This is a genomic window from Clostridium sp. DMHC 10, from assembly GCF_001270375.1.
Taxonomy (GTDB): domain Bacteria; phylum Bacillota; class Clostridia; order Clostridiales; family Clostridiaceae; genus Clostridium_S; species Clostridium_S guangxiense.
Window position 1 is genome coordinate 2,258,520 of sequence record NZ_LGVB01000015.1, and the last position, 21,231, is coordinate 2,279,750.

Genomic DNA, 21,231 nt, shown 5'->3' on the forward strand with positions numbered 1-21,231 from the left:
CTCCTTTCGAACAAATTATTTAGCTTTTTCAACTATTTCTACAAGTCTCCATCTCTTATCTTTAGACAATGGTCTTGTTTCCATTATTAATACTTTATCATTAACTTTACATTCATTATTTTCATCATGAGCTTTAAATTTAGTTGTTCTGTTTACAGTTTTACCATACAAAGGATGACGTACTTTTGTTTCAACAGCGACAACTATTGTCTTATCCATTTTATCGGATACTACTCTTCCTATTCTTGTTTTTCTGTTTCCTCTTTCCAACTGCATAAGCCTCCTTTCAAAACTACTGTTTTAAGCCCTCAACTCTTCTTCTCTTTGGATGGTCTTAATCTGGGCTATTGATTTTTTTACTTCCCTTATTCTCATCGGATTTTCAAGTTGACCAGTAGCTAACTGGAATCTTAATCTAAATAATTCTGACTTTAAATCATCTAACTGAACTTTTAAATCTTGAGGAGTTTTTTCTCTTAATTCATTAGCCTTCATTAATTTCACCACCCATTTCCTCAAAGTCCTTCCTTGCAACAAACTTAGTCTTTATAGGAAGTTTATGTGATGCAAGTCTAAGAGCTTCTCTTGCTTGCTCTTCTGTAACACCAGACATTTCGAATAATATTCTACCTGGTTTTACAACTGCTACCCAATATTCTGGTGAACCTTTACCGGAACCCATACGAGTTTCTGCTGGCTTTTCAGTTACTGGTTTGTCTGGGAAAATCTTTATCCAAATTTTTCCCCCTCTTTTAAGATATCTATTTATAGCTATTCTGGCTGCTTCTATCTGATTACTTTTGATCCAACCACATTCTACTGCTTGAAGACCGTAGTCACCATATGCGATAAAATTGCCTCTTGTAGCCTTGCCTTTCATTCTACCACGTTGTACTTTACGATGTTTAACTCTTTTAGGCATTAACATAACGTATTCCTCCTTCCTTACGCGTTAACTTCTTCCTTCTTTTCTACCTTTTTAGCTGGAAGAATTTCACCTTTGTATACCCATACTTTTACTCCTATTTTTCCATAGGTAGTATCTGCTTCTGCAAAACCATAATCTATATCAGCTCTTAATGTCTGTAATGGAATAGTTCCATCATGATATTGTTCTGTTCTTGCTATTTCAGCACCTGCAAGTCTTCCAGCACAAGATGCTTTTACACCCTTCGCACCAGATCTCATTGCTCTTTGAATTGTTTGTTTCATTGCTCTTCTAAAAGAAATTCTTCTTTCAAGCTGCTGAGCTATGTTTTCTGCCATAAGTTGTGCATTTGCATCAGCATCTTTAACTTCTACTATATTAATTAATACATTTGCGTTATTAACTACAGTAAGCAATCCTTTTTTAAGTGCTTCTATTCCTTGACCGCCTTTTCCTATAACCATACCAGGCTTAGCAGTATATATGTTAAGCTTAACTTTCTTTGCTGCTCTCTCTATTTCTACTTTAGAAACTCCAGAGTTAACAAGTTTACTTTTTATATATTCTCTTATTTTATTATCTTCAACAAGATAATTTGCAAAATTCTTATTATCTGCATACCATTTTGCATTCCAATCTTTAATAACGCCAACTCTAAAACCGTTTGGATTTACTTTTTGACCCATCTATTTCCCTCCTTCTTTATTCTCTTTCTTTTACAACCAATGTTATGTGACTTGATCTTTTCTTTATAGGAAAAGCTCTACCTTGTGCATGAGGTTGATATCTTTTCAATGTTGATCCCTGGCAAGCATAGGCTTCTGACACATATAATCTATTTATATCTAAGTTTAGATTGTTTTCTGCATTGGCCACAGCAGATTTTAATAATTTATTTACAACAACTGCAGCGTCTTTAGGTGTATACTGCAATATAGCAAATGCTTCCTTAATATCTTTTCCTCTTATTAAATCAAGAACGATTTTAACTTTTGTTGAGGACATTCTAATGTATTTAGCTATAGCTTTAGCTTCCATAAAAGCTACCTCCTTCCATACTATTTAACTGATGTTGTCTTCTCCGTATTTCCATGACCCTTAAAAGTTCTTGTAAGAACAAATTCTCCTAATTTATGTCCTACCATATCTTCACTTATATAAACTGGCACATGTTTTCTACCATCATGAACTGCTATAGTATGACCTATCATTTGAGGAAAAATAGTTGAACTTCTAGACCAAGTTTTTACAACTTTCTTTTCTCCAGCTTTGTTCATTGCTTCTATTTTTTCTAGTAATGACTCTTTTACAAAAGGTCCTTTTTTTACTGATCTACTCACTTAATTGTCCTCCCTTCATAACTTCATATGAGCATAGTATTGAAGAGAACATAAGAATTCTCTTCAAATTGCTATTTTTCATTTCTTCTTTTAACAATAAGTCTATCTGAGTATTTTTTATGCTTTCTTGTTTTATATCCAAGAGCTGGTTTACCCCATGGTGTAACTGGTCCTGGTCTTCCAACTGGTGATTTACCTTCTCCACCACCGTGTGGATGGTCATTAGGGTTCATGACAGAACCTCTAACAGTTGGTCTTATACCAAGATGTCTCTTTCTTCCAGCCTTACCTAAGTTAACAATCTCATGTGTTAGATTTGATACTGTTCCTATAGTTGCTCTGCATTCTAATCTAACATATCTCATTTCACCACTTGGAAGTCTGAGTTGAGCATATTCTCCTTCTTTAGCCATAAGCTGTGCAGATGAACCTGCTGCTCTAACTAATTGAGCTCCTTTTCCAGCTGCTAATTCAACATTGTGAATTACTGTACCAACTGGTATGTTTTTAATTGGAAGTGTATTTCCAACCTTAATATCAGCATCTGGTCCTGATACAATAGTATTTCCAACTTGTAATCCAACTGGAGCAATTATGTATCTCTTTTCACCATCAGCATAAACAACTAAAGCTATATATGCTGATCTATTTGGATCATATTCTATAGTTGTAACCTTAGCTGGAACACCATCTTTATTTCTCTTAAAATCTATTATTCTATATTTTTGTTTAACTCCGCCGCCTTTATGACGAACTGTTATTTTTCCCTGAGCATTTCTTCCTGCTTTACTTTTTAAAGCAACTAACAATGATTTTTCTGGGACATCAGTTGTTATTTCTTCAAAAGTAGGCATAGTCATTTGCCTTAATGAAGGGGAAGTAGGTTTAAAACCTTTTACTGCCATGTTTATTCCTCCTTTTTTTCGCTTTTCTGGCTTTTAGCCACTAACTGCTTTATTACTGCTGCATTCCTTCAAAGAATTCTATAGCCTTGCTATCTGCTGTCAATTTAATTACAGCTTTTTTATAGTCTGGTCTCTTACCAACATGAACCCCAACTCTTTTTGTTTTTCCGAGTACATTTGCAGTTTTAACATCTTCAACTTTAACGCCAAAAACTTCTTCAACTGCTTTCTTTATTTGAGGTTTGTTTGCATGAACATCTACTATAAAGGTGTACTTCTTGTTTGCCATTTCTGCCATACTTTTTTCTGTTATAACTGGTCTTCTTAGTATATCATGGCTATTTGTATACATTATGCATACACCTCCTCAATTTTTGATACAGCATCCTTAGTTATTATGAATTTTTCATATTTTAATATGTCATATACATTTATATTATTTGCTGGAACTACTGCTGCACCAGGTATATTTCTTATTGATTTATATACATTTTCATCTGATTCGGAAACAACAATAAGTGCTTTTTTAGCTTCAAAAGCTTTAAGCAATTTAATAGCTTCTTTTGTTTTTGGTGCATCAAATTTTAAATCTTCTAAAACAACCATTTCATTCTCAGCAACCTTGCTTGATAAAGCTGAAATCATAGCAGTCTTTTTCATTGACTTTGGAATTGAAATTCTATAATCTCTTGGCTTTGGTGCAAATACTATACCACCATGAATCCATTGTGGTGAACGTATTGAACCTTGTCTTGCTCTACCTGTTCCTTTTTGTCTCCAAGGTTTTATTCCGCCTCCAGAAACTTCTGTTCTAGTTTTAGCACTTTGTGTTCCCTGTCTTTTATTTGCAAGTAATGCAACTACAACTTGATGTAATGCATCTGCATTTACTTCTGCTCCGAAAACTTTTTCGGACAATTCTATGTCTCCAACCTTTTGTCCTTCATTATTAAATAATCCTACAGTAGCATTCTGCATCCTCCTTTCCTTAAATTTAAGCTTTAACTGTGCTCTTAATTACTACAAATCCCTTATTTGGTCCAGGTACTCCACCTTTTATTAATATAAGGTTCTTTTCAGAAATAACCTTCGCAACTTCTAAATTTAGGACTGTAGTATTTACATGACCCATATGTCCTGGCATTATTTTGTTTTTAAATGTTCTTGATGGATCTGATGATGCTCCCATTGAACCAACTGCTCTGTGGAATTTAGAACCATGGCTCATTGGTCCTCTATGTGCATTCCATCTTCTGATAGTGCCTTGGAATCCCTTACCCTTTGATACTCCAGATACATCAACTTTTTCTCCTGCTGAAAATATATCAGCCTTTATTTCAGTACCAACTTCATAGGCACTTAAATCATCTAATTTAAGTTCTTTTACAAACTTTTTAACAGAAGTATTTGCCTTTGCAAAGTGTCCTTTTGCTGGTTTATTGCTTCTATTTTCTTTAACGTCTGCAAAACCAACTTGTATAGCTTCATATCCGTCATTTTCAATTGTTTTCTTCTGAACAACTACACATGGACCTGCTTCTATTACAGTTACAGGAACTACTTTACCTTGTTCATTAAATATTTGAGTCATACCAAGTTTTTTTCCTAGTATTCCACTTTTCATTTCAGCACCTCCAAACGCATTAGCGGATTGCCTAAGCAATCATAACCGTTATTATTTTAAAATTATAATTTAATTTCGATGTCAACGCCTGCTGGTAAATCTAATCTCATTAAAGCATCAACAGTTTTTGGTGATGGATTTACTATATCAATTAATCTCTTATGAGTTCTTATTTCAAACTGTTCTCTTGAATCTTTGTACTTATGTGGAGATCTTAATATTGTAACAACATCTTTCTCTGTTGGTAAAGGCACAGGACCTGATACTTTAGCACCTGATGTCTTTGCTGTTTCAACGATTTTTTCAGCTGATTGATCTAATATTGTGTGATCAAAAGCCTTCAATCTGATTCTTATTTTTTGCTTTGCCATTTTATTCCCTCCTTTTCATCGCACGTTTAAACTTCTTACGTACAACAACGGACCTTCTGTAAACAGTGCCACGTGTTCCATACATACCACTAAACGCAATTACAGAATACCGTCGCCCGGTTCATGACCGTGACATACTCAGCAAGAATTCCCCGTAAGTCCAGCTACCTCTTGCTTCATCGCTACTTTCACATAACAACTCTTATATTATACACCGCTTTTTAACCTTTTGCAACATTTTTTTTAACAAAAAAAATAGAGAGAGCGTCCTCTCCCCATTTTCGTCAAATTCTTATTTATCTAATAAGTAATCTGCTTATATTTTATTACATGTTTATTTTACTATTCTAAAATAGTAGTAACAACTCCTGAACCTACTGTTCTTCCGCCTTCTCTTATTGCAAATCTTAAGTTTTCATTCATTGCTACTTTTGTTATTAATTTAAATACGTTAAAGATTTTCCGTAGGGAAACGGAGGAAAATCAACCTTAGCTTTTTATTGAAGATAAAAAAGTTCACCTTTTACGTGCACAGCACCGTAAAACCCTTCACCTTTCGCATAGCGAAAGCCTTAGTCTTTTAACAAACGAAGTGAGTTAAAACCCTTCACTATAGCGCTCGACAAATTCCAGTTTATCAGGATAAATTTGGAGATTGCAATTTTAAAGTTTCAAGTTGTCTATCTATAATTTATAGAAAAGGAAAAAACCTTCTCTTTTTTTTAACTAATTCCATTTTGATATCAAGTTCTTTATTAGAAATAACAGCTTCGGAATTTTTTTCTATACTTTCATATGCATTTTCATTTAATTTTCTTACTTCTTCTAATGCCTCTTTCATCCTAGGGCTTCTTCTGCCTGTTGTGTGAGCATCTGAACCTATAAAATTGCATATGCCACTTTTAATTAAATTTTCAGAAGTTTTTTTTACGTCTTTTCCAAATATGCCGGTTATACTGCTGCTGGTTATTTGAAACAAACAGCCTTCCTTTATAAATTCATTTATTGAAGAGTTATCTTGTATTATAAAACCATATCTCTCAGGATGAGCAAGTATAGGAGTTAAGCCAAGAAGCTTTATTTCATATATGTTTTCAAGAACATCCTTAGGTTTAGAACCTACAAAAGAAGTTTCTACAAGGATGTATTTGCTGTTATTAATAGTTCCTATAGTTCCATTTTTATATAAATCCACGGTATACTTATCTAAAAAAATTTCTTGTCCTTGGACTATTTTAACTGATATTCCTTCATTTCTTGCCAATTCCTTCAATTCATCCAGATGATTTTTTGCATCTTCAATATTACATTCATATTTATTTCTATAATAATGTGGAGTTGCAATTATAGTTTTTATGCCATCTTTCTCTGCAATCTTAAGCATTTTAATTGAAGTTTCAATATCTTTAGCTCCATCATCAATGCCTGGTATTATGTGACAATGGGTATCTATCATTTTTTCTTCTTCCTCTTCTTTTTGCCTTTACCGTCCTCTTCTGAATAGTAATAATAATAGCCATAACCATAGCCTTTGCCATAACCAGACTTACTTTTAGTTTTAGTTAATACAACTCCTATTATGTTTGCTTTAACATTTTGAAGAAGTTCCTTTGCTTTCTTTACTGCATCCTTATCTGCCTGCTGCGAAGCCACTACCAATAAAACACCATCTACTTCTGTGGATAAAAGCTGTGCATCTGTTACAGCTATTACTGGAGGTGCATCTAAAAGAATGCAATCATATTCTTCCTTACATCTTTGTATAAAACTTTTCATCTTATTTGAAGATATCATTTCTGCTGGATTTGGAGGTATTGTTCCAGAAGGTATTATATGTAAATTGTCACTATATTTTGTAAGTACCCCTTCAAAATCAATTTCTCCAACAAGATAATTTGATAAACCTGTCATATTTGATATAGAGAATTTTTTATGTACAGATGGTTTTCTAAGATCGCAATCCACTAATACTACTTTTTTACCAGCCTGAGTCATAGCAAAAGCTAAATTTCCAATGGTAGTACTTTTTCCTTCTGCTGGCCCCGAACTTGTTACAAGTATGCTCTTAATTTCCTTATCAAATGATGAAACTGTATGTTAGTTCTTAAAGTTCTGTATGCTTCTGATACAGGAGATTTAGGTTCGTTTTCTACTATAAATATTGACATTGTTATCCTCCTATTCCTGTAAATCTGGCTGATCTGGTATTATTCCTATAACCGGAAGCTCCAAATATTTATTTATATCATTTTCAGATTTTATAGTATTGTCCATATATTCTAATACAAATGCTAATCCAACAGACACAAAAAGCCCTAGTACAAATGCTATTGCTATGTTTAAAACCTTCTTTGGCTTTATTGGTTTCTTAGGTTTCTCAGCTTTATTCATTACAGATAGCTGTACACCTGATGTTGGGAATATATCCTTAGATTTATCAATAAAAGCATCTGTTACAGCATCTGCTGTTTTATAAGCGTCATTTGCGCTATCGCTAGTTACATCTATTTGAAGAATTTGAGTTCCCTGCTGAGAAGTAACTTTTATAGCTTTTGCAAGTTGCTCTGCATTTACAGCTATATCCAATTCAGAAATAGCCTCATTTAACACAGGTTTTGATGTAACTATTTCTGTATAAGTCTTCATTAAGTTTTGATACATTGTAACATCACTGTTATCAAGTTTGTCATTTTTAGCTTCACTTTGAGGCCTTCCAACAATAATGCTTGTCTCTGCTTGATATGTAGGTTTAATCACAAAAAAGCTTAGCACTCCTGATAAGATAACTGCTAAAACAGTTATTATAGATATAAGCTTTTTTCTCTTTAAAATAATATAAAAAAAGTCTTTCAAATCTAGTGTCATTTCTTGTTCTTCCAACAAATTTCCCTCCCATAGTGTATTCTAATCCCTTAAATTTATAAAATTACCCACTTAATATAATACACATAATAGTAATCATATTCAAACTTTTTTAACATTTATATACCAAAATGTTTAGTCTTGAAACATACTATATGCTTTAATCAATTCATCCCATGAAAGATTTGAAATCAGCACATCCTTCAAATCTGATTGTTCATTACTTGTAAGACCATAGTAAGCACTCTTAGCTGCTTGTACATTTAATTCTTGACTCGGATTGTTTAAATAATTGTTAATGGCTTTTACCATTTCTACTACTACATTTCTCTCGTTTACATTAGTTATATTTATTCCTGCATCTGCAAGATCAATACTAAATTGCTTTAGAAAAGCTGTATCCATTGTAGTTCTTGAAGCTGCTGTTGAAAAATTCATTTTTACATCTTGAGCTAAACTTTTAGCATTTGTTGAAGTTACAGACTTGTTTATTGTAATACTATAAGTTTTTCCGGTCCCATATCCTGTACCCGGCGCTAATATTTCTATGGTTTTTTTGTCCATACCCAATTCAATTTTAACATTTACCGGACTATTGGTAGCAGCATCTAAAACTTTAATATTATTTTGTATACTACTTTCATTAACTTCATTGCTAAAGGTTATTGTCCATTTTTTTGTTAAAGCTACATTTGTCTTAGCTGTAAATGTTTTAGTAGTTTCTTCAGCAATTTGATTATCGTATACAGCCGCTGCTTTAGTATTATATGTATAAAAGTAATTAACAAATAAAAAAGCACCAATTATAGCTATTGTTGCCGCAGCATTTTTAATTTTCAAATCTACCACCTTCTTTCGTAATTATCAAAATGTTAATTTTATTATGTATAAATTATATCATACAAGAGTTAACTTTAAAATAATTATTACTTGTTATTTAATTCCATACCTTTAAATTAAATTATATTTATAAAAAATTAGAGAAGAACTTTCATTCTTCTCTAACTATTAATTTTAGCTTGTCTTATTTAACAGCTAAATTATACTGTATACCATTGACATCCAAAGTTGCAGTTAAATTGTTAGCTTTGAAGTCTCCAAGAGTAACAGTTGCATAATCATCTATTGTTGCATTAGCTCCTTTGACTGCTTTAGCTATTGCAAGTTTAAATGCATTTACATCTGAAGCACTTGTTAAATCATATGTTGTTCCGTTAAATGTTACTTTTACTGATACTGATAAATCATTTGTATCAACACTTAAAGTGCTTAATATATGACTTTTATTTAATACAGCACTTACTAATACTTTTTCTGCACTTGGAGATAAAGTTACAGTTAATGCGCTTCCTGTAGTATCATGTATAGAACTTGAAGTTTGTGATGGTGTTGTTGGAGCCACAACTGTATAACTTGCTGCCTTCTTTAAAGCTACCAAATCCACTGAATTTAAATTACCGTAGAAAGTACCACTTTCTGCATCATATTTAAGTGATTGATTTCCAAAAGAAACAGTACATTTTGATGGATCATCTGTTCCAGTTAATTTTAACTGTACAAAAGTCTGTCCTAGAATCATACCTGCTTTAGTAGTTATTGAAGTTTCATCTACTTTTGGCTGCTGTTGTACTGGAGCTGCTGGTGTAACTGTAATAGTATCTATTCTCCATCCATCTCTTGCAGCATTTTTACCAGCATTAGTTGGCTCGGACCAAGCTATTACTTGATAAGTTCCAGCTTCTGTTGGTGTCCAGTCTACTGTTGAAGCAAATGTACTATTTAATACTGCTTGAGATGAAGCAGCTGTTCCAAATTTTCTAACTACTAATTTGTACTTAGCTCCAGATTTTTGTGAAGCAAATCCTTTAAATGTAACTTTTTGACCTGCTACAAATGAACTTTTATCAAATAAGAAATCATCAAGCATTTCATTGTATTTTTGCTTGTAATCAGTACTCATAGCATTAAAATATCCAGATTTAACTATATCATATTTTTGTTCTGTACCACTTTTTGAGTCTGTATCTACTCCATTTGCATCTATGAAGTGACCATAAGTTTTTACACCAGCAGTTCCTGCTACTTTAGCATATACTGCTGTATAATATTTTCCTTTGTCAAAAGTGAAGCCACTTACTAATTTAATTGCATATGGTGAATTTTGGCCATCTACAGCTTCTGTATACCCAGCCTTACCATTTGCATCTGCAGATACAACCTGCCATTTTGCACTTGGATCTGATGCCTTCTTAACCCATAATTCATACTGCACTTTCCCACTGTAGTTTGTGTCTACCACATAAGTATCCGCTTCATTTTCAACTAACAATGATCTTTGTGCATAAAAATAATTAAATCCTGTAAGTGCACTAGTTGCGGCTTTTACTGGTTTAACAGCCACTAATGAAGATGAAACTAAAGCTGCTGTTAAAACTAAGCCTAATGTCTTCTTGAAATTCATTTACAAATCCCTCCTAATTATTAGTAAAATATCTAATTTAAATATAAATAAAAAGTTAATATCTACTACGGACTGAGCAGCAAATATTATCTTAGTATAAACCACTTTAACACTTCAATAATTATATATCTTTTTATGTAAAATATCAACATAAGTTTGGATATACGCTAAAAATATTCAAATTTATCCATTATATTCTTTGATTCATATTTTTTTAAGTTTTTCCATATAATTATATAACATTAAATCTTTTTCATCAATTGTTTATTTATATATTTTACACATATTTTACATATACTTTTCATAATTAATTATACACTTATGTTATAACTACAATAATATTATCGTACATGTTATACCTTGCTTTATAAGGTTCACATTATTTTTTTGTAGTAATTTGTATACATAAAGGAAAACTTTAATTTAATATCAATAATATGTATAAATTTTATGCATATTATTACACTAAAAAAATAAATCTACAATATATAATGTAGATTTATTTTTATAAATTAGTATTGTTTAGCTTTTTCTTCTCCTCTTAAAACTCTAAGTCCGCCTTCAGCAAGAGCTAAAAGTTCATCTTCACCACCGTATTGTACTACAGGAGCTATAAATTTAACTCTATCTGTTATTGCTTTGCATACATGTTCATTGTAAGCAATTCCACCAGTTAGAAGAATTGCATCTACTTGTCCACTCAAAACTGCTGCACATTTTCCTATTTCTTTTGCAACCTGGTATGTAAATGCTTCATATATAAGTTTGCAATCCTTGTCGCCTTCAAGTGCTTTATCTACTACAGATTTAAAGTCAAGAGTGTTTAAATATCCAACAACTCCGCCTTTACCATTTATCTTTTTCATCATTTCTTCATAAGTGTACTTTCCGCTGAAGCACATTCTTACAAGATCTCCTATTGGAACTCCACCGCTTCTTTCTGGTGAGAAAGGGCCTTCTCCATCAAGACCATTGTTTACATCAACAACTACTCCCTTTTGATGTGTTCCAACTGTTGTTCCACCGCCCATGTGAGCTACTATAAGATTTAAGTCCTCATACTTTTTACCATTTTCTTTTGCATATCTTCTTGCCACAGCTTTTTGATTTAATGCATGGAAAATGCTTTTTCTTGGAATGTCTGGCATACCAGATACTCTTGCAACATCACCTAATTCATCAACAACTATAGGATCTACTATATATGCCGGAATTTCTAAGCTTTTTCCTATTTCTTTTGCTATTATTCCTGCAAGATTTGCTGCATGCTGTCCTTGAACTCCTATTTTAAGGTCATTTATCATAGCATCATTAACTTCATAAGTTCCGCTTACTAAAGGCTTTAACATTCCGCCTCTTCCAACTATTCCATTTAAAGTTTTTATATCTATATTAGCTTCTTTTAAAGCATCAAGTATAACATCTTTTCTAAATTCAAATTGATCAAAAATTGTCTTATATTTACCTATTTCTTCTGCTGAATGTCTTAAAGTTTTTTCAAATATTTCTTTTTCGTCGTCATATACGCCTATTTTTGTTGATGTTGATCCAGGATTGATAATTAATAATCTATACATTATTTTCCCTCCAAAGCCTAACTAATTATTTATGGCTAGCAACAAGTGCTGCAAGTGCTATTGAATACATTTTTGTTTCATGGCTATCTGCTCTTGAAGTAAGCACAACTGGTGCTGCTGTTCCAACAAGAAGACATCCATTTTTAGAATGAGTTGTGTAAGTTAAAGTTTTGTACATAACATTTCCAGTTTCTATATTAGGCATTAAAAGTATATCTGCTTTTCCTGCTACAGGTCCGCTTACTTTTTTATGATGTGCTGCTTCTTCTGATAATGCTATATCAAGGGCTAAAGGTCCATCAACTACGCATCCTTTTATTTGTCCTCTGTCGCTCATTTTTGCAAGCATTGCTGCATCAAGTGTTGCTGGCATGTTTGGGTTTACAACTTCAACTGCACAAACTGGTGCAACCTTTGGTTCTTCTATTCCAACTGCGTGAGCTACTTTAACCGCATTATTTATTATTTGAACTTTATCCTTTAATTCAGGGTACATATTGAAAGCAACATCTGTTAAGAATAATAATCTGTCAAATGCTTCTGTTTCAAATATTGCTACATGTGACATTAATTTTCCTGTTCTAAGTCCAACTTCTTTGTTAAGTACTGATCTTAAGAATGTAGCTGTATCAACAAGTCCTTTCATAACCATATCTGCTTTTCCTTGTGATACTAATTCTACTGCTTTAAGAGCTGCTTTTTTTACATCCGGTTCATTTACTATTTCAAATTGATTTATGTCCATTCCTATTTTTAAAGCTATTGATACTATTTCATCATGATCTCCTACAAGTATTGCATTTGCAATTCCCTTGTCTTTTGCATCTTTTATTGCTTGAAGTACTGCCTCATCCTGTGCTACTGCTACAGAAACTTTTTTCATTTCGTTTTTCTTAACTTTTTCAATAATTTCATTAAAACTCTTAATCATTATTAAGTTCTCCCCTTCTTTTAGTTCACAGTGCACTGCGCGCTGTAAACTGTGCACTGATTTATTATATCTTTATTTTAACAAACTTTTATCCAAAAACTTGTTTTTTCAGAAAATTCAGTCCAATTTATATTTTTGCATAACACTTTCTGCAGCTTTAATACCATCAACAGCTGCGGATATTATTCCGCCTGCAAAACCCGCTCCTTCTCCCGCTGGATAAAGCCCTTTAAGAGAAACGCTCTCAAGCTCCTTGTTTCTGCATATTTTAACTGGTGCAGATGTTCTTGTCTCTATCCCTGTCATAATAGCACTATTATCCATAAATCCTGTTATTTTTTTATCAAAATTCTCTATTCCTTCTTTAAGAGAATCTATTACGTAATTTGGCAAACATTCTTTAAGATTAGAAAGATTATAGCCTGGTTTATAGGTTGGAGTAACTAATCCCAATTTAGTACTTTTTCTATCCCTCATAAAATCTCCTACAAGTTGGATTGGAGCACAATAATTGCTGCCCCCTACTATATAGGCAAGATGCTCATAATACCTTTGAAATTCCATACCCCAAAGTGGATAGTTATCTCTGCCAAACCTATCTAAATCCGGAATATACTTTTTATACAAATCAATCTCGTTTTTAAAATCTTCATTATTGACTGATACCACAAGGGCAGAATTGGCATTTTCTTTGTCTCTTTTAAAATAGCTCATGCCATTTGTAACAAGCCTTTCATTTTCTGACGCTGCCGCCACAACCTCTCCTCCCGGACACATGCAGAAGCTGTAAACTCCACGTTTTGTTTCTTTTGTTGTGTATGTAAGCCTATAATCCGCAGCTTTAAGCCTTGGATGATTTTTATATTTTCCATATTGATTTTCATCTATAAGTTCCTGCTTATGCTCTATTCTAACTCCTATAGCAAAAGGCTTGGTTTCCATAAATATTTGATTTCTATATAGCATTTCATATGTATCTCTAGAACTATGACCTATAGCCATTATTAAACATTCACATGGAATTTCTTCTCCATTTACAACCACCGCCTGAAGCTTATCATCCTTTATTATTAAGTCTTCCAGTTTGCTTTTAAATAAAATTTCCCCTCCAAGTTCTATAACTTTTTTTCTTATATTCTTAACAACCTTTTTTAATATATCTGTTCCTATATGTGGTTTTCCAACATAAGCTATTTCCTCTGGCGCTCCACTTTTTACAAACTCATCTATAACAATACTGCATCTATAGTCTTTTATTCTTGTTGTAAGCTTCCCATCTGAAAAAGTTCCTGCTCCCCCTTCTCCAAACTGAACATTGGATTCTGTATTTAGCTTTCCACCTTCCCAAAAAGTATTAATAGTTTTAGTTCTATCCTCAACTTTTTTCTCCTCTTTCTATTACTAGAGGAGAATATCCATTTTTAGCTAAGGTCAAAGCTGCAAACATTCCAGCTGGTCCCATTCCAACAATAACAGGTCTGTGTTTTAATTTTTCATTTCCAAATTTAAAAGCCTCGTCTACAGTTTCTTTTTCCTTAATTACATCTCTATCATGTATCTTCTTAAGCAGCTTATCTTCATTTTCACAATTAACCTCAACCATATAGTTAAATTTTATTGTGTCTTTACGCCTTGCATCTATAGACTCCCTAAGTATTTTTAAACTTTTAATGTCTTTCTCGGAAATCCTAAGTTTCTTTGCCGCCTTTTTATTTATTGTTTCAATGTCTTCATCTATATCTATGTTTATATTGCTTATTCTTAAACTCAAGCTTTATGCTCCTCTCTATATTCAAATCACCCTACAAATTTTAAATTGAATAAAATATTTGGATAACAATTAAATCAGAGTACAGATGACAGAGTACAGAGTACAGTTATGGGTGATTTTCTGCTATCACAGAAAATCTTAAAACTTAATGCTGACACGAAATTTTTAAAACTACTTTGCTTAGCTCTGCTAAGCTTCATTGCTTTTTATAATTAAAGATTTTCCGCAGCGAAGCGGAGGAAAATCATCCTTCACTGTACTCTGTACTCCGTACTCTCTACTCTATTTTTTACTAATCGTAACACTAACCTTCTCTGGTGTTTCCGATACCTTTTTCACACCATCAGGCATAATTATATTTACAGGTAAAGTATAGGTACCTTCTTTTAAATTATTTAAATCTACATTTGCTTTCAATGCATCGCTGGTAATATTCGTACCTCCAGAAACAACAACCGCTATGCTGGAAGGTTTTATTTCTGCTTTTAGGCTTTCATCCAGGTTTATTGCATTTACATTTACAGTTAAATTCACATTGCTATTTGCTCCACTATTTGTTGTTTTCTGGGTTGTTATTTTTACTGTTACAGTGCTGCTTCCAACAACTCTCATATTTTTAGGAACATTTAATTTAACCTTTAGTTCAGTATCACCTGTTATGCTGCTCAAATCTACAGGTTCTGTATCTATCGTACTTACATCTCCTAGTGCACTTTCATTTCCTATTATATCTACATAGTCTTGTTCAGAATATATAGATTTTATACTTAAATTTGAAGGAAGCTGACCTGAGGTTTTTACATTTATACTTACACTTTTAGCTTTTCTTATTGGTACGCTCACATTTATAGTACCCGGCTGCACCTTAACATCGCTTATAAGATTTCCCTTTGAATCAACAGGTTGAGGTGTAACTTTAAGTTGTGCATCACTGCTTAAGTTACTTACATTAACATTGACCTCTACATGATCTACCAATCGTACATTTTTTGACGGACCACTCACAGTAACATTTCTGGGATTAACTGTAGCCTCTGATGAGTAACGTCCTATTTGAGGCTTCCCCTGTATATTTGTAGTTACCGGAACGGTTTTTTGTGCATACTCATCTAAATTAACATCAACCCATAAGCTATCCGTTTGAACTACATTTATGTTATTAGGATATTTTTCAATTTTTACAGGTATCCTATTATCACCTTTTTTTAGTGCATAAGAACTTAAATCTGCAACTAGTTTAAAGTCGCTGGCTCTAACTGAAAATACATCTACAGCATTGCCTTTAATTGTTAAATTTATTTTAAAGTCTTGATTTGGTGAAAGAACGAAATTATTTTGTTTAAGTAAGTCCTGATTTGAAACTTGTACAGTAACATTCTTAACCTTATATGTTTTTATAGGATTTTCATAATTATTTATATAAAGCCATAGACAAAAAGAAGCTATTAAACAGACTATTCTTACAACTATTTGTTTTTTCCTGTTTGTCTCCATCTTTTCACCTTCTCTTTCAATGCCGTTTTCTTACTATACCTAATCCTTATTATCCTCATTAATATGGCTTTTAATTTTTCCTTGCTATAATCTCTAGTTAATTTACCATTTATAGCAAGAGATATATTTCCAGTTTCTTCAGATACTATTATTACAAGTCCATCAGAGTTTTCTGATATTCCAATTCCTGCTCTATGCCTTGTTCCAAGCTTTTTATTTAAATCATTATTTGAAGTAAGTGGCAAAAAACATCCTGCTGCTGCTATTCTTCCATTTCTTATTATGGTTGCTCCGTCATGCAGTGGTGTATTTACAACAAAAATATTTTCTAAAAGTGCCGATGAAACTAATGCATCTATTTTTGTTCCCGTACTTATTATATCTTCTAATCCTGTCTTCTGCTCTATTATAATAAGTGCTCCAGTCTTTTGCTCCGCTAAGTTTCCAACACTATTTACAATTTCATCTATTAGTTTTTCATATTCCTTTTCATTTTCAAGTATATGAGATTCATTAAAAGCAGTTCTTCCCAGCTGCTCAAGTGCCCTTCTTATCTCAGGTTGAAATATAATTATTATAGAAAGAACACCTATTGTTATTGTTCTTTGTAATATCCAGTTTAACATTGTGAGATGCAATAAATCACTTATTGGAATTAAAAGTATAATTAAAAGTATTCCTTTTAAAAGCTGTACTGCCCTTGTTTCTTTTATAAGCATATAACCTTTATAAAAAATATATGATACCACGATAATATCCATTACGGACCAAATAGTTATTCCCCTAACTGCACTGTTTACAATATCTATAAATTCCATATTCTCACCTCCTAGTATAAAGTACATTTGTAAAAATCTTATTAAATACAGTTTAAACAATTCAGTTATTATTCCTTAAATATAATTATACACTACCAAAAGTTATTATAGTATATATATATTATTATTTAAAAACCTTTTACAATTTCGAATTACCTTCTTAATTTTCTTCAAAGTGTAATTTGCAAGTTTATTATTCATATAATCTTATATATATATTTTTTGAGGAGGTAATTATTGTGAATATTAAATCCGCTAAAATAAAAATACTGCTGTACATACTTTCCTTACTTGCAATAGTATTTTTAACAATTTTTATAGTTTATAGTCTGTTTAATTTAAATAAATACACTTCCAGTGAAAAAGCTATAGTAACAATAACCGATGAAATAAAAAAAGCAAATGAAAAATCAGCTAGTTTAAATTCAAAGGAACTTGATTCAAAACAAACTGGAAAAGATATAAAAAAAATATCAACTGCATTAACAAAAGAAGCTTCAAAGCTGTCAAAGTTAAACATAAATGATAAGTATAAAACTTTAATCTTTAATTTAAAAAATGGCATTAAGAATAACATTCTATTATACAAACAGCTTGAAGCCTGTGCAAATAATCCAGATGCTCCAGATATTGATGCTTCAATGAACTCACTTAATACATACAAGAATTTATCAACAAAATACTATTCAAAAATTACAATAAACAATGAAAAATTTTCTCTTCCGGATAACACTTTAAAATTTATAGACTCTTTTCAAACTTACTTTACAATAAGAAAGAGAAATAAAACTGATAAAAACTTTAGCCTTTCCATGAGCAGTGATTTTGATAACACTATGGATGCTATATGCACTCAATTTAATCTTATAAGAACCGATTTTTCAGATTATGCAACTAAAACTCGTAAAAAAATCATAAGCTATGATTATGCATTTGACAAAATAAACAAAAATGATGCTGAATTTATAAATCTAGAAAACAATTTTCAAAATTTATCAGTTCCTTCAAATAGGATTGATATTTACAAAGACTTCAATTTAGTTTTAAATGATTATGTTTCTTATATTAACAACTTTATTTCTGCACTAAATTACGAGTCAAATTTAAAAGACGCCAGTGTTTCTTCCTCCGATATAAATGACATTTACAAGGAAGCTAGGGATGCTTTTAAGAAGACCACTAGAGATTATAACGCTTTTGAAAAAAATACATTTCAGAAAAAAATAAATAAATTTTCTTTATTTTATTTTACTTATGAATTATTTTTTTATTTTTGTGCATAATATCAATAGCCTAAGTTTAACAAAAACGGGGAAACCATGTTTTGGGGTGAATCACATTTATGTGTAGGTTATGCCTTTACCGAACCCGTCAGCTAACCTCGTAAATAAAAGGAGGAAATTTAATGAGAAAAACTTTTTGGGCTATTGTATTATTTGTTTTTATGGGAAGTTTTTTATTCCCAAATTATGCAAAAGCGTTTTCGCCAGTTAAGGAGGGTTCAAAAGAGTATAAACTTTTACATTTTCAAAACAATACTAATGCAAAAAATTTATATGAAGAGAAGGTCGATGCGGTACAGGTTTTTAATTTTAATGGTCAATCTATTTACATTACAAACAAAGATGTAGATTTAATGGCTAAGGTTGTATATGCTGAAAGCTGCTCTGAACCTTATGAGGGTAAAGTTGCAGTTGCATCTGTAATTTTAAACAGACTTCAAAATCCTCAGTTTCCAAAATCAGTTACAGATGTCGTTAAACAAAAGTATGCTTTTTCATGTGTTAGGGATGGAGATATACCAGTGACACCAAATAAAGAATGTTACTCTGCTGTATTTGATGCCTTATCTGGAAAAGATCCTACTCCAAAAGCAATTTACTTTTATAATCCACAGTTATCAACATCCTCATGGATGAATAATATAAAAAAGAACAATATAAAAATTATAGGCAAACACGTATTCTTTGTAGTACCTTAAAAATACAGTAGAGAGTAGAGTTCAGAAGTTCATTCTTAACTTTACTCTCTAATCTTTACTCTCTACTCTGATTTAAATAGTCTACTGCATTAAGTGAAGCAACTTGACCTTCACCAACTGCTTTCATATATTGATAAGGCTTTCCAGTGCAGTCTCCTGCTGCATAGCATCCTTTGATATTTGTCTCCATTTTTCTATTAACCTTAATATGTTTATTTTCCATTTGAAGTCCAGGAACAAGCTGTTCTGGAGGTGCACTATCTTTTAGTACAAAAACTCCGTCCGTAACTATCTCTTCAGCTTTTAAAACTAACTTTTCTACTTTATTTTGTCCTGTAATTTCAACTGGAGAATCTTTTACTATATCTATATTTGAGTTAAGCCCATACTCATCCTTATACATAGGAACATAGTATACTTTGGCTGCAATTTCACTTACATAATTTGCTTCACTCTCAGCTTCTTTATTATAACCTATTATTGTAACAATTTTGTCTTTGTAAAGTGGTGCATCACAAGTTGCACAATATCCTACACCTCTTCCAAGAAGTATATCTTCTCCCTTTACCGGTTTTGTGTGCTCCATTCCAAGAGCAAGTATCACAGTTTTAGCCTCATAATTTTCCTTGCTTGTCATAATTGAAAAATACTCACCCATAGCATATATGGTATTTACTTTTTCTACATTTATAGATATACCCATCTTATCTATATGTTCCTTAAATTTATCTTTAAGTTCCACACCTGATAAGCCATAAAAACCTAAATAGTTATTAACTTTGGGTGCTAAAACTAAACTCTTGCTTAAATTTTCATTTCCAAAGATTATTACTTTTTTATTTCTAATTTTAGCATTAATGGCAGCTTCTAATCCTGCAGGTCCGCTTCCAATAACAGCTATATCGTATCTATCCATCTTAACATCCTAAAATTTATATGTGTTTTTCTATTTCACTTATTATTGATTGCTTTGGTCTAAAGCCAACAAGTGTATCTACAGGACTTCCGTTTTTGAAAATCATAACTGTTGGTATGCTTGCAATTCCAAATTTGCTTGCTGTATTAGGATTTTCATCTACGTTTACTTTTACAAATTTAGCTTTTTCACTTAGTTCATTAGATGTTTCATCTATTACTGGTCCAAGCATTTTGCAAGGTCCGCACCATGGGGCCCAGAAATCAACAACTACTAACTTTTCTGGATCAGTTACTTCACTTTCAAAATTTAAATCTCCTATTTCTTTTACCATAATTTATTCCTCCTTGTATACCCCCATAGGGTATGTTTCTAATTATAATTTTACCACTTAATAACATAAAGTCAATGTTTTTTTCTGTATACGTTTAATCTACGTTTTTATTATACGATACAAAATTAAAGTTATACATGCATTTATAGAAATTTTTTTGCAAAAAACTTTGGCAATTTAGAATAAATAATAGAGATTTTAGATTAGAGAATTCAGTGAAGTGTGATTTTCTGTTAATACAGAAAATCTTAGAAATTAAATTTCTACAATTTAAATTGCTTTTTCATCAAATATTAAGCTATTAATAACCGTTTCAACATGAATCCAGTCATAAACCCTTATAATATTATGATGTGCTATTGCTTTGTTATAGGTTGTATCCATTAATAATACTTTAAAACCTGCATTTGAAAGTTCCACAGCATTATAAGGATTATCTTCAATAAAAATATCACATTTAAGTTCCTCTGCTTCTTTAACCTTGTGATGAGTTCCTAATACAAATAACTTATCAAATTTAATATTTTTCTTATTTAAATATGAAAAAGTCAACATTTCAAGAGATTTATCTCTAGCCGTTACAAAGAAAATATTATTGCTTAAATACAACTTATTTATTATATCCTTTGCTTTAAATCTTAATATATCCTTACTGTGATATTTAAACTTGTACTTCTCATAAAACTCTTCGTATTCACTTTGTGAAATTCCCATAACCCTTGAATATTCATATTTTGTAAAGTCTTCATGTCTAACAACTTTATTAAAATATTCTGCTGTTTTATCAAGCCAGTAGTATGGATTGGTCAAAGTTCCATCAATATCAATACAAACATTTAAATTTTTCATACACAACTCTCCCTGAATAAATATTTATATTGATATTTTATTATTCTTATATTAAAGCTGCATTAACTT

The 21,231-nt window shown here is 31.7% G+C and carries 24 protein-coding genes, 3 pseudogenes and 1 riboswitch; of the genes and pseudogenes, 2 read left to right on the plus strand and 25 right to left on the minus strand.

Annotated elements, in window-relative coordinates; genetic code table 11:
- Positions 1-15: 15 nt before the first annotated feature.
- The 22 genes and pseudogenes from rpsQ to cdaA all read right to left on the minus strand — a co-directional run bounded on the left by rpsQ (position 16) and on the right by cdaA (position 17,082).
- Positions 16-270, minus strand: a complete 255-nt coding sequence (rpsQ, locus tag AGR56_RS13015; RefSeq protein ID WP_084757022.1) for a 30S ribosomal protein S17 — start codon at positions 268-270, stop codon at positions 16-18.
- A gap of 30 nt (positions 271-300) precedes the next feature.
- Complete coding sequence (gene rpmC, locus AGR56_RS13020) at positions 301-495, minus strand: 50S ribosomal protein L29 (RefSeq protein ID WP_053242596.1); 195 nt, start codon at positions 493-495, stop codon at positions 301-303.
- Positions 485-928: a 50S ribosomal protein L16 gene (rplP, locus tag AGR56_RS13025; RefSeq protein ID WP_053242597.1), complete on the minus strand. Its 444-nt coding sequence runs from the start codon at positions 926-928 to the stop codon at positions 485-487. Before rplP ends, rpmC begins: the two co-directional genes overlap by 11 nt.
- Positions 929-945: 17 nt before the next feature.
- Complete coding sequence (rpsC, locus tag AGR56_RS13030; protein WP_053242598.1) at positions 946-1,614, minus strand: 30S ribosomal protein S3; 669 nt, start codon at positions 1,612-1,614, stop codon at positions 946-948.
- A gap of 16 nt (positions 1,615-1,630) precedes the next feature.
- Positions 1,631-1,966, minus strand: coding sequence for a 50S ribosomal protein L22 (rplV, locus tag AGR56_RS13035; RefSeq protein WP_053242599.1), 336 nt, complete (start codon positions 1,964-1,966; stop codon positions 1,631-1,633).
- A gap of 20 nt (positions 1,967-1,986) precedes the next feature.
- Entirely contained in the window at positions 1,987-2,268 is a 282-nt protein-coding gene (rpsS, locus tag AGR56_RS13040) for a 30S ribosomal protein S19 (protein ID WP_053242600.1), read from the minus strand.
- Positions 2,269-2,339: 71 nt separating this feature from the next.
- Positions 2,340-3,173 carry a 50S ribosomal protein L2 gene (rplB, locus tag AGR56_RS13045; protein ID WP_053242601.1) on the minus strand — a complete coding sequence of 278 codons (834 nt, stop codon included), beginning with the start codon at positions 3,171-3,173 and terminating at the stop codon, positions 2,340-2,342.
- 52 nt (positions 3,174-3,225) lie between these two features.
- Positions 3,226-3,525 (minus strand): 50S ribosomal protein L23, encoded by a 300-nt coding sequence (gene rplW / locus AGR56_RS13050; RefSeq protein ID WP_053242602.1) that lies wholly within the window; start codon positions 3,523-3,525, stop codon positions 3,226-3,228.
- Positions 3,525-4,151, minus strand: a complete 627-nt coding sequence (gene rplD, locus AGR56_RS13055) for a 50S ribosomal protein L4 (RefSeq protein WP_053242603.1) — start codon at positions 4,149-4,151, stop codon at positions 3,525-3,527. Before rplD ends, rplW begins: the two co-directional genes overlap by 1 nt.
- 16 nt (positions 4,152-4,167) lie before the next feature.
- Positions 4,168-4,797: a 50S ribosomal protein L3 gene (gene rplC / locus AGR56_RS13060; protein WP_053242604.1), complete on the minus strand. Its 630-nt coding sequence runs from the start codon at positions 4,795-4,797 to the stop codon at positions 4,168-4,170.
- A gap of 62 nt (positions 4,798-4,859) precedes the next feature.
- Positions 4,860-5,168, minus strand: a complete 309-nt coding sequence (gene rpsJ / locus AGR56_RS13065) for a 30S ribosomal protein S10 (RefSeq protein ID WP_053242605.1) — start codon at positions 5,166-5,168, stop codon at positions 4,860-4,862.
- Positions 5,169-5,510: 342 nt separating this feature from the next.
- Positions 5,511-5,612: pseudogene (locus AGR56_RS19640) on the minus strand (elongation factor Tu); the annotation flags it as partial.
- A gap of 247 nt (positions 5,613-5,859) precedes the next feature.
- Positions 5,860-6,624, minus strand: coding sequence for a CpsB/CapC family capsule biosynthesis tyrosine phosphatase (locus AGR56_RS13070; protein WP_053242606.1), 765 nt, complete (start codon positions 6,622-6,624; stop codon positions 5,860-5,862).
- Positions 6,621-7,330: pseudogene (locus AGR56_RS13075) on the minus strand (CpsD/CapB family tyrosine-protein kinase). Before AGR56_RS13075 ends, AGR56_RS13070 begins: the two are co-directional and overlap by 4 nt.
- A 16-nt stretch (positions 7,331-7,346) precedes the next feature.
- Positions 7,347-8,048: a Wzz/FepE/Etk N-terminal domain-containing protein gene (locus tag AGR56_RS13080; protein ID WP_053242607.1), complete on the minus strand. Its 702-nt coding sequence runs from the start codon at positions 8,046-8,048 to the stop codon at positions 7,347-7,349.
- A 117-nt stretch (positions 8,049-8,165) separates the two neighbouring features.
- Positions 8,166-8,870, minus strand: a complete 705-nt coding sequence (locus AGR56_RS13085; protein WP_053242608.1) for an Ig-like domain-containing protein — start codon at positions 8,868-8,870, stop codon at positions 8,166-8,168.
- Between the two features lie 184 nt (positions 8,871-9,054).
- On the minus strand, positions 9,055-10,491 hold the full coding sequence (locus AGR56_RS13090) for a hypothetical protein (RefSeq protein ID WP_053242609.1): 1,437 nt from the start codon (positions 10,489-10,491) through the stop codon (positions 9,055-9,057).
- A 512-nt stretch (positions 10,492-11,003) separates the two neighbouring features.
- Entirely contained in the window at positions 11,004-12,068 is a 1,065-nt protein-coding gene (gene buk / locus AGR56_RS13095) for a butyrate kinase (RefSeq protein WP_053242610.1), read from the minus strand.
- Between the two features lie 25 nt (positions 12,069-12,093).
- The gene (ptb, locus tag AGR56_RS13100) at positions 12,094-12,999 is read right to left on the minus strand and encodes a phosphate butyryltransferase (RefSeq protein ID WP_053242611.1); all 906 of its coding nucleotides are present in this window, start codon (positions 12,997-12,999) and stop codon (positions 12,094-12,096) included.
- A gap of 117 nt (positions 13,000-13,116) precedes the next feature.
- Positions 13,117-14,770 (minus strand): annotated as a pseudogene (locus tag AGR56_RS13105) (NAD(P)/FAD-dependent oxidoreductase).
- Between the two features lie 282 nt (positions 14,771-15,052).
- Positions 15,053-16,264, minus strand: coding sequence for a CdaR family protein (locus tag AGR56_RS13110; RefSeq protein WP_053242612.1), 1,212 nt, complete (start codon positions 16,262-16,264; stop codon positions 15,053-15,055).
- A complete protein-coding gene (gene cdaA, locus AGR56_RS13115; RefSeq protein ID WP_053242613.1) occupies positions 16,237-17,082 on the minus strand; it encodes a diadenylate cyclase CdaA in 846 nt (281 codons plus the stop codon). Before cdaA ends, AGR56_RS13110 begins: the two co-directional genes overlap by 28 nt.
- Positions 17,083-17,321: 239 nt before the next feature.
- Here cdaA and AGR56_RS13120 point away from each other — a divergent pair, with 239 nt between their 5' ends.
- Entirely contained in the window at positions 17,322-18,365 is a 1,044-nt protein-coding gene (locus AGR56_RS13120) for a hypothetical protein (RefSeq protein ID WP_053242614.1), read from the plus strand.
- A gap of 1 nt (position 18,366) precedes the next feature.
- Positions 18,367-18,484, plus strand: a riboswitch (cyclic di-AMP (ydaO/yuaA leader).
- 3 nt (positions 18,485-18,487) lie between these two features.
- Entirely contained in the window at positions 18,488-19,063 is a 576-nt protein-coding gene (locus tag AGR56_RS13125; protein WP_053242615.1) for a cell wall hydrolase, read from the plus strand.
- Between the two features lie 55 nt (positions 19,064-19,118).
- Here AGR56_RS13125 and AGR56_RS13130 read toward each other — a convergent pair whose 3' ends face one another.
- From AGR56_RS13130 to AGR56_RS13140, 3 genes are all read right to left on the minus strand, one after another.
- On the minus strand, positions 19,119-19,979 hold the full coding sequence (locus AGR56_RS13130) for an NAD(P)/FAD-dependent oxidoreductase (RefSeq protein WP_053242616.1): 861 nt from the start codon (positions 19,977-19,979) through the stop codon (positions 19,119-19,121).
- Positions 19,980-19,995: 16 nt separating this feature from the next.
- A complete protein-coding gene (gene trxA / locus AGR56_RS13135) occupies positions 19,996-20,313 on the minus strand; it encodes a thioredoxin (protein ID WP_053242617.1) in 318 nt (105 codons plus the stop codon).
- A 270-nt stretch (positions 20,314-20,583) separates the two neighbouring features.
- Positions 20,584-21,162 carry a nucleotidase gene (locus AGR56_RS13140; protein WP_053242618.1) on the minus strand — a complete coding sequence of 193 codons (579 nt, stop codon included), beginning with the start codon at positions 21,160-21,162 and terminating at the stop codon, positions 20,584-20,586.
- Positions 21,163-21,231 lie beyond the last annotated feature (69 nt).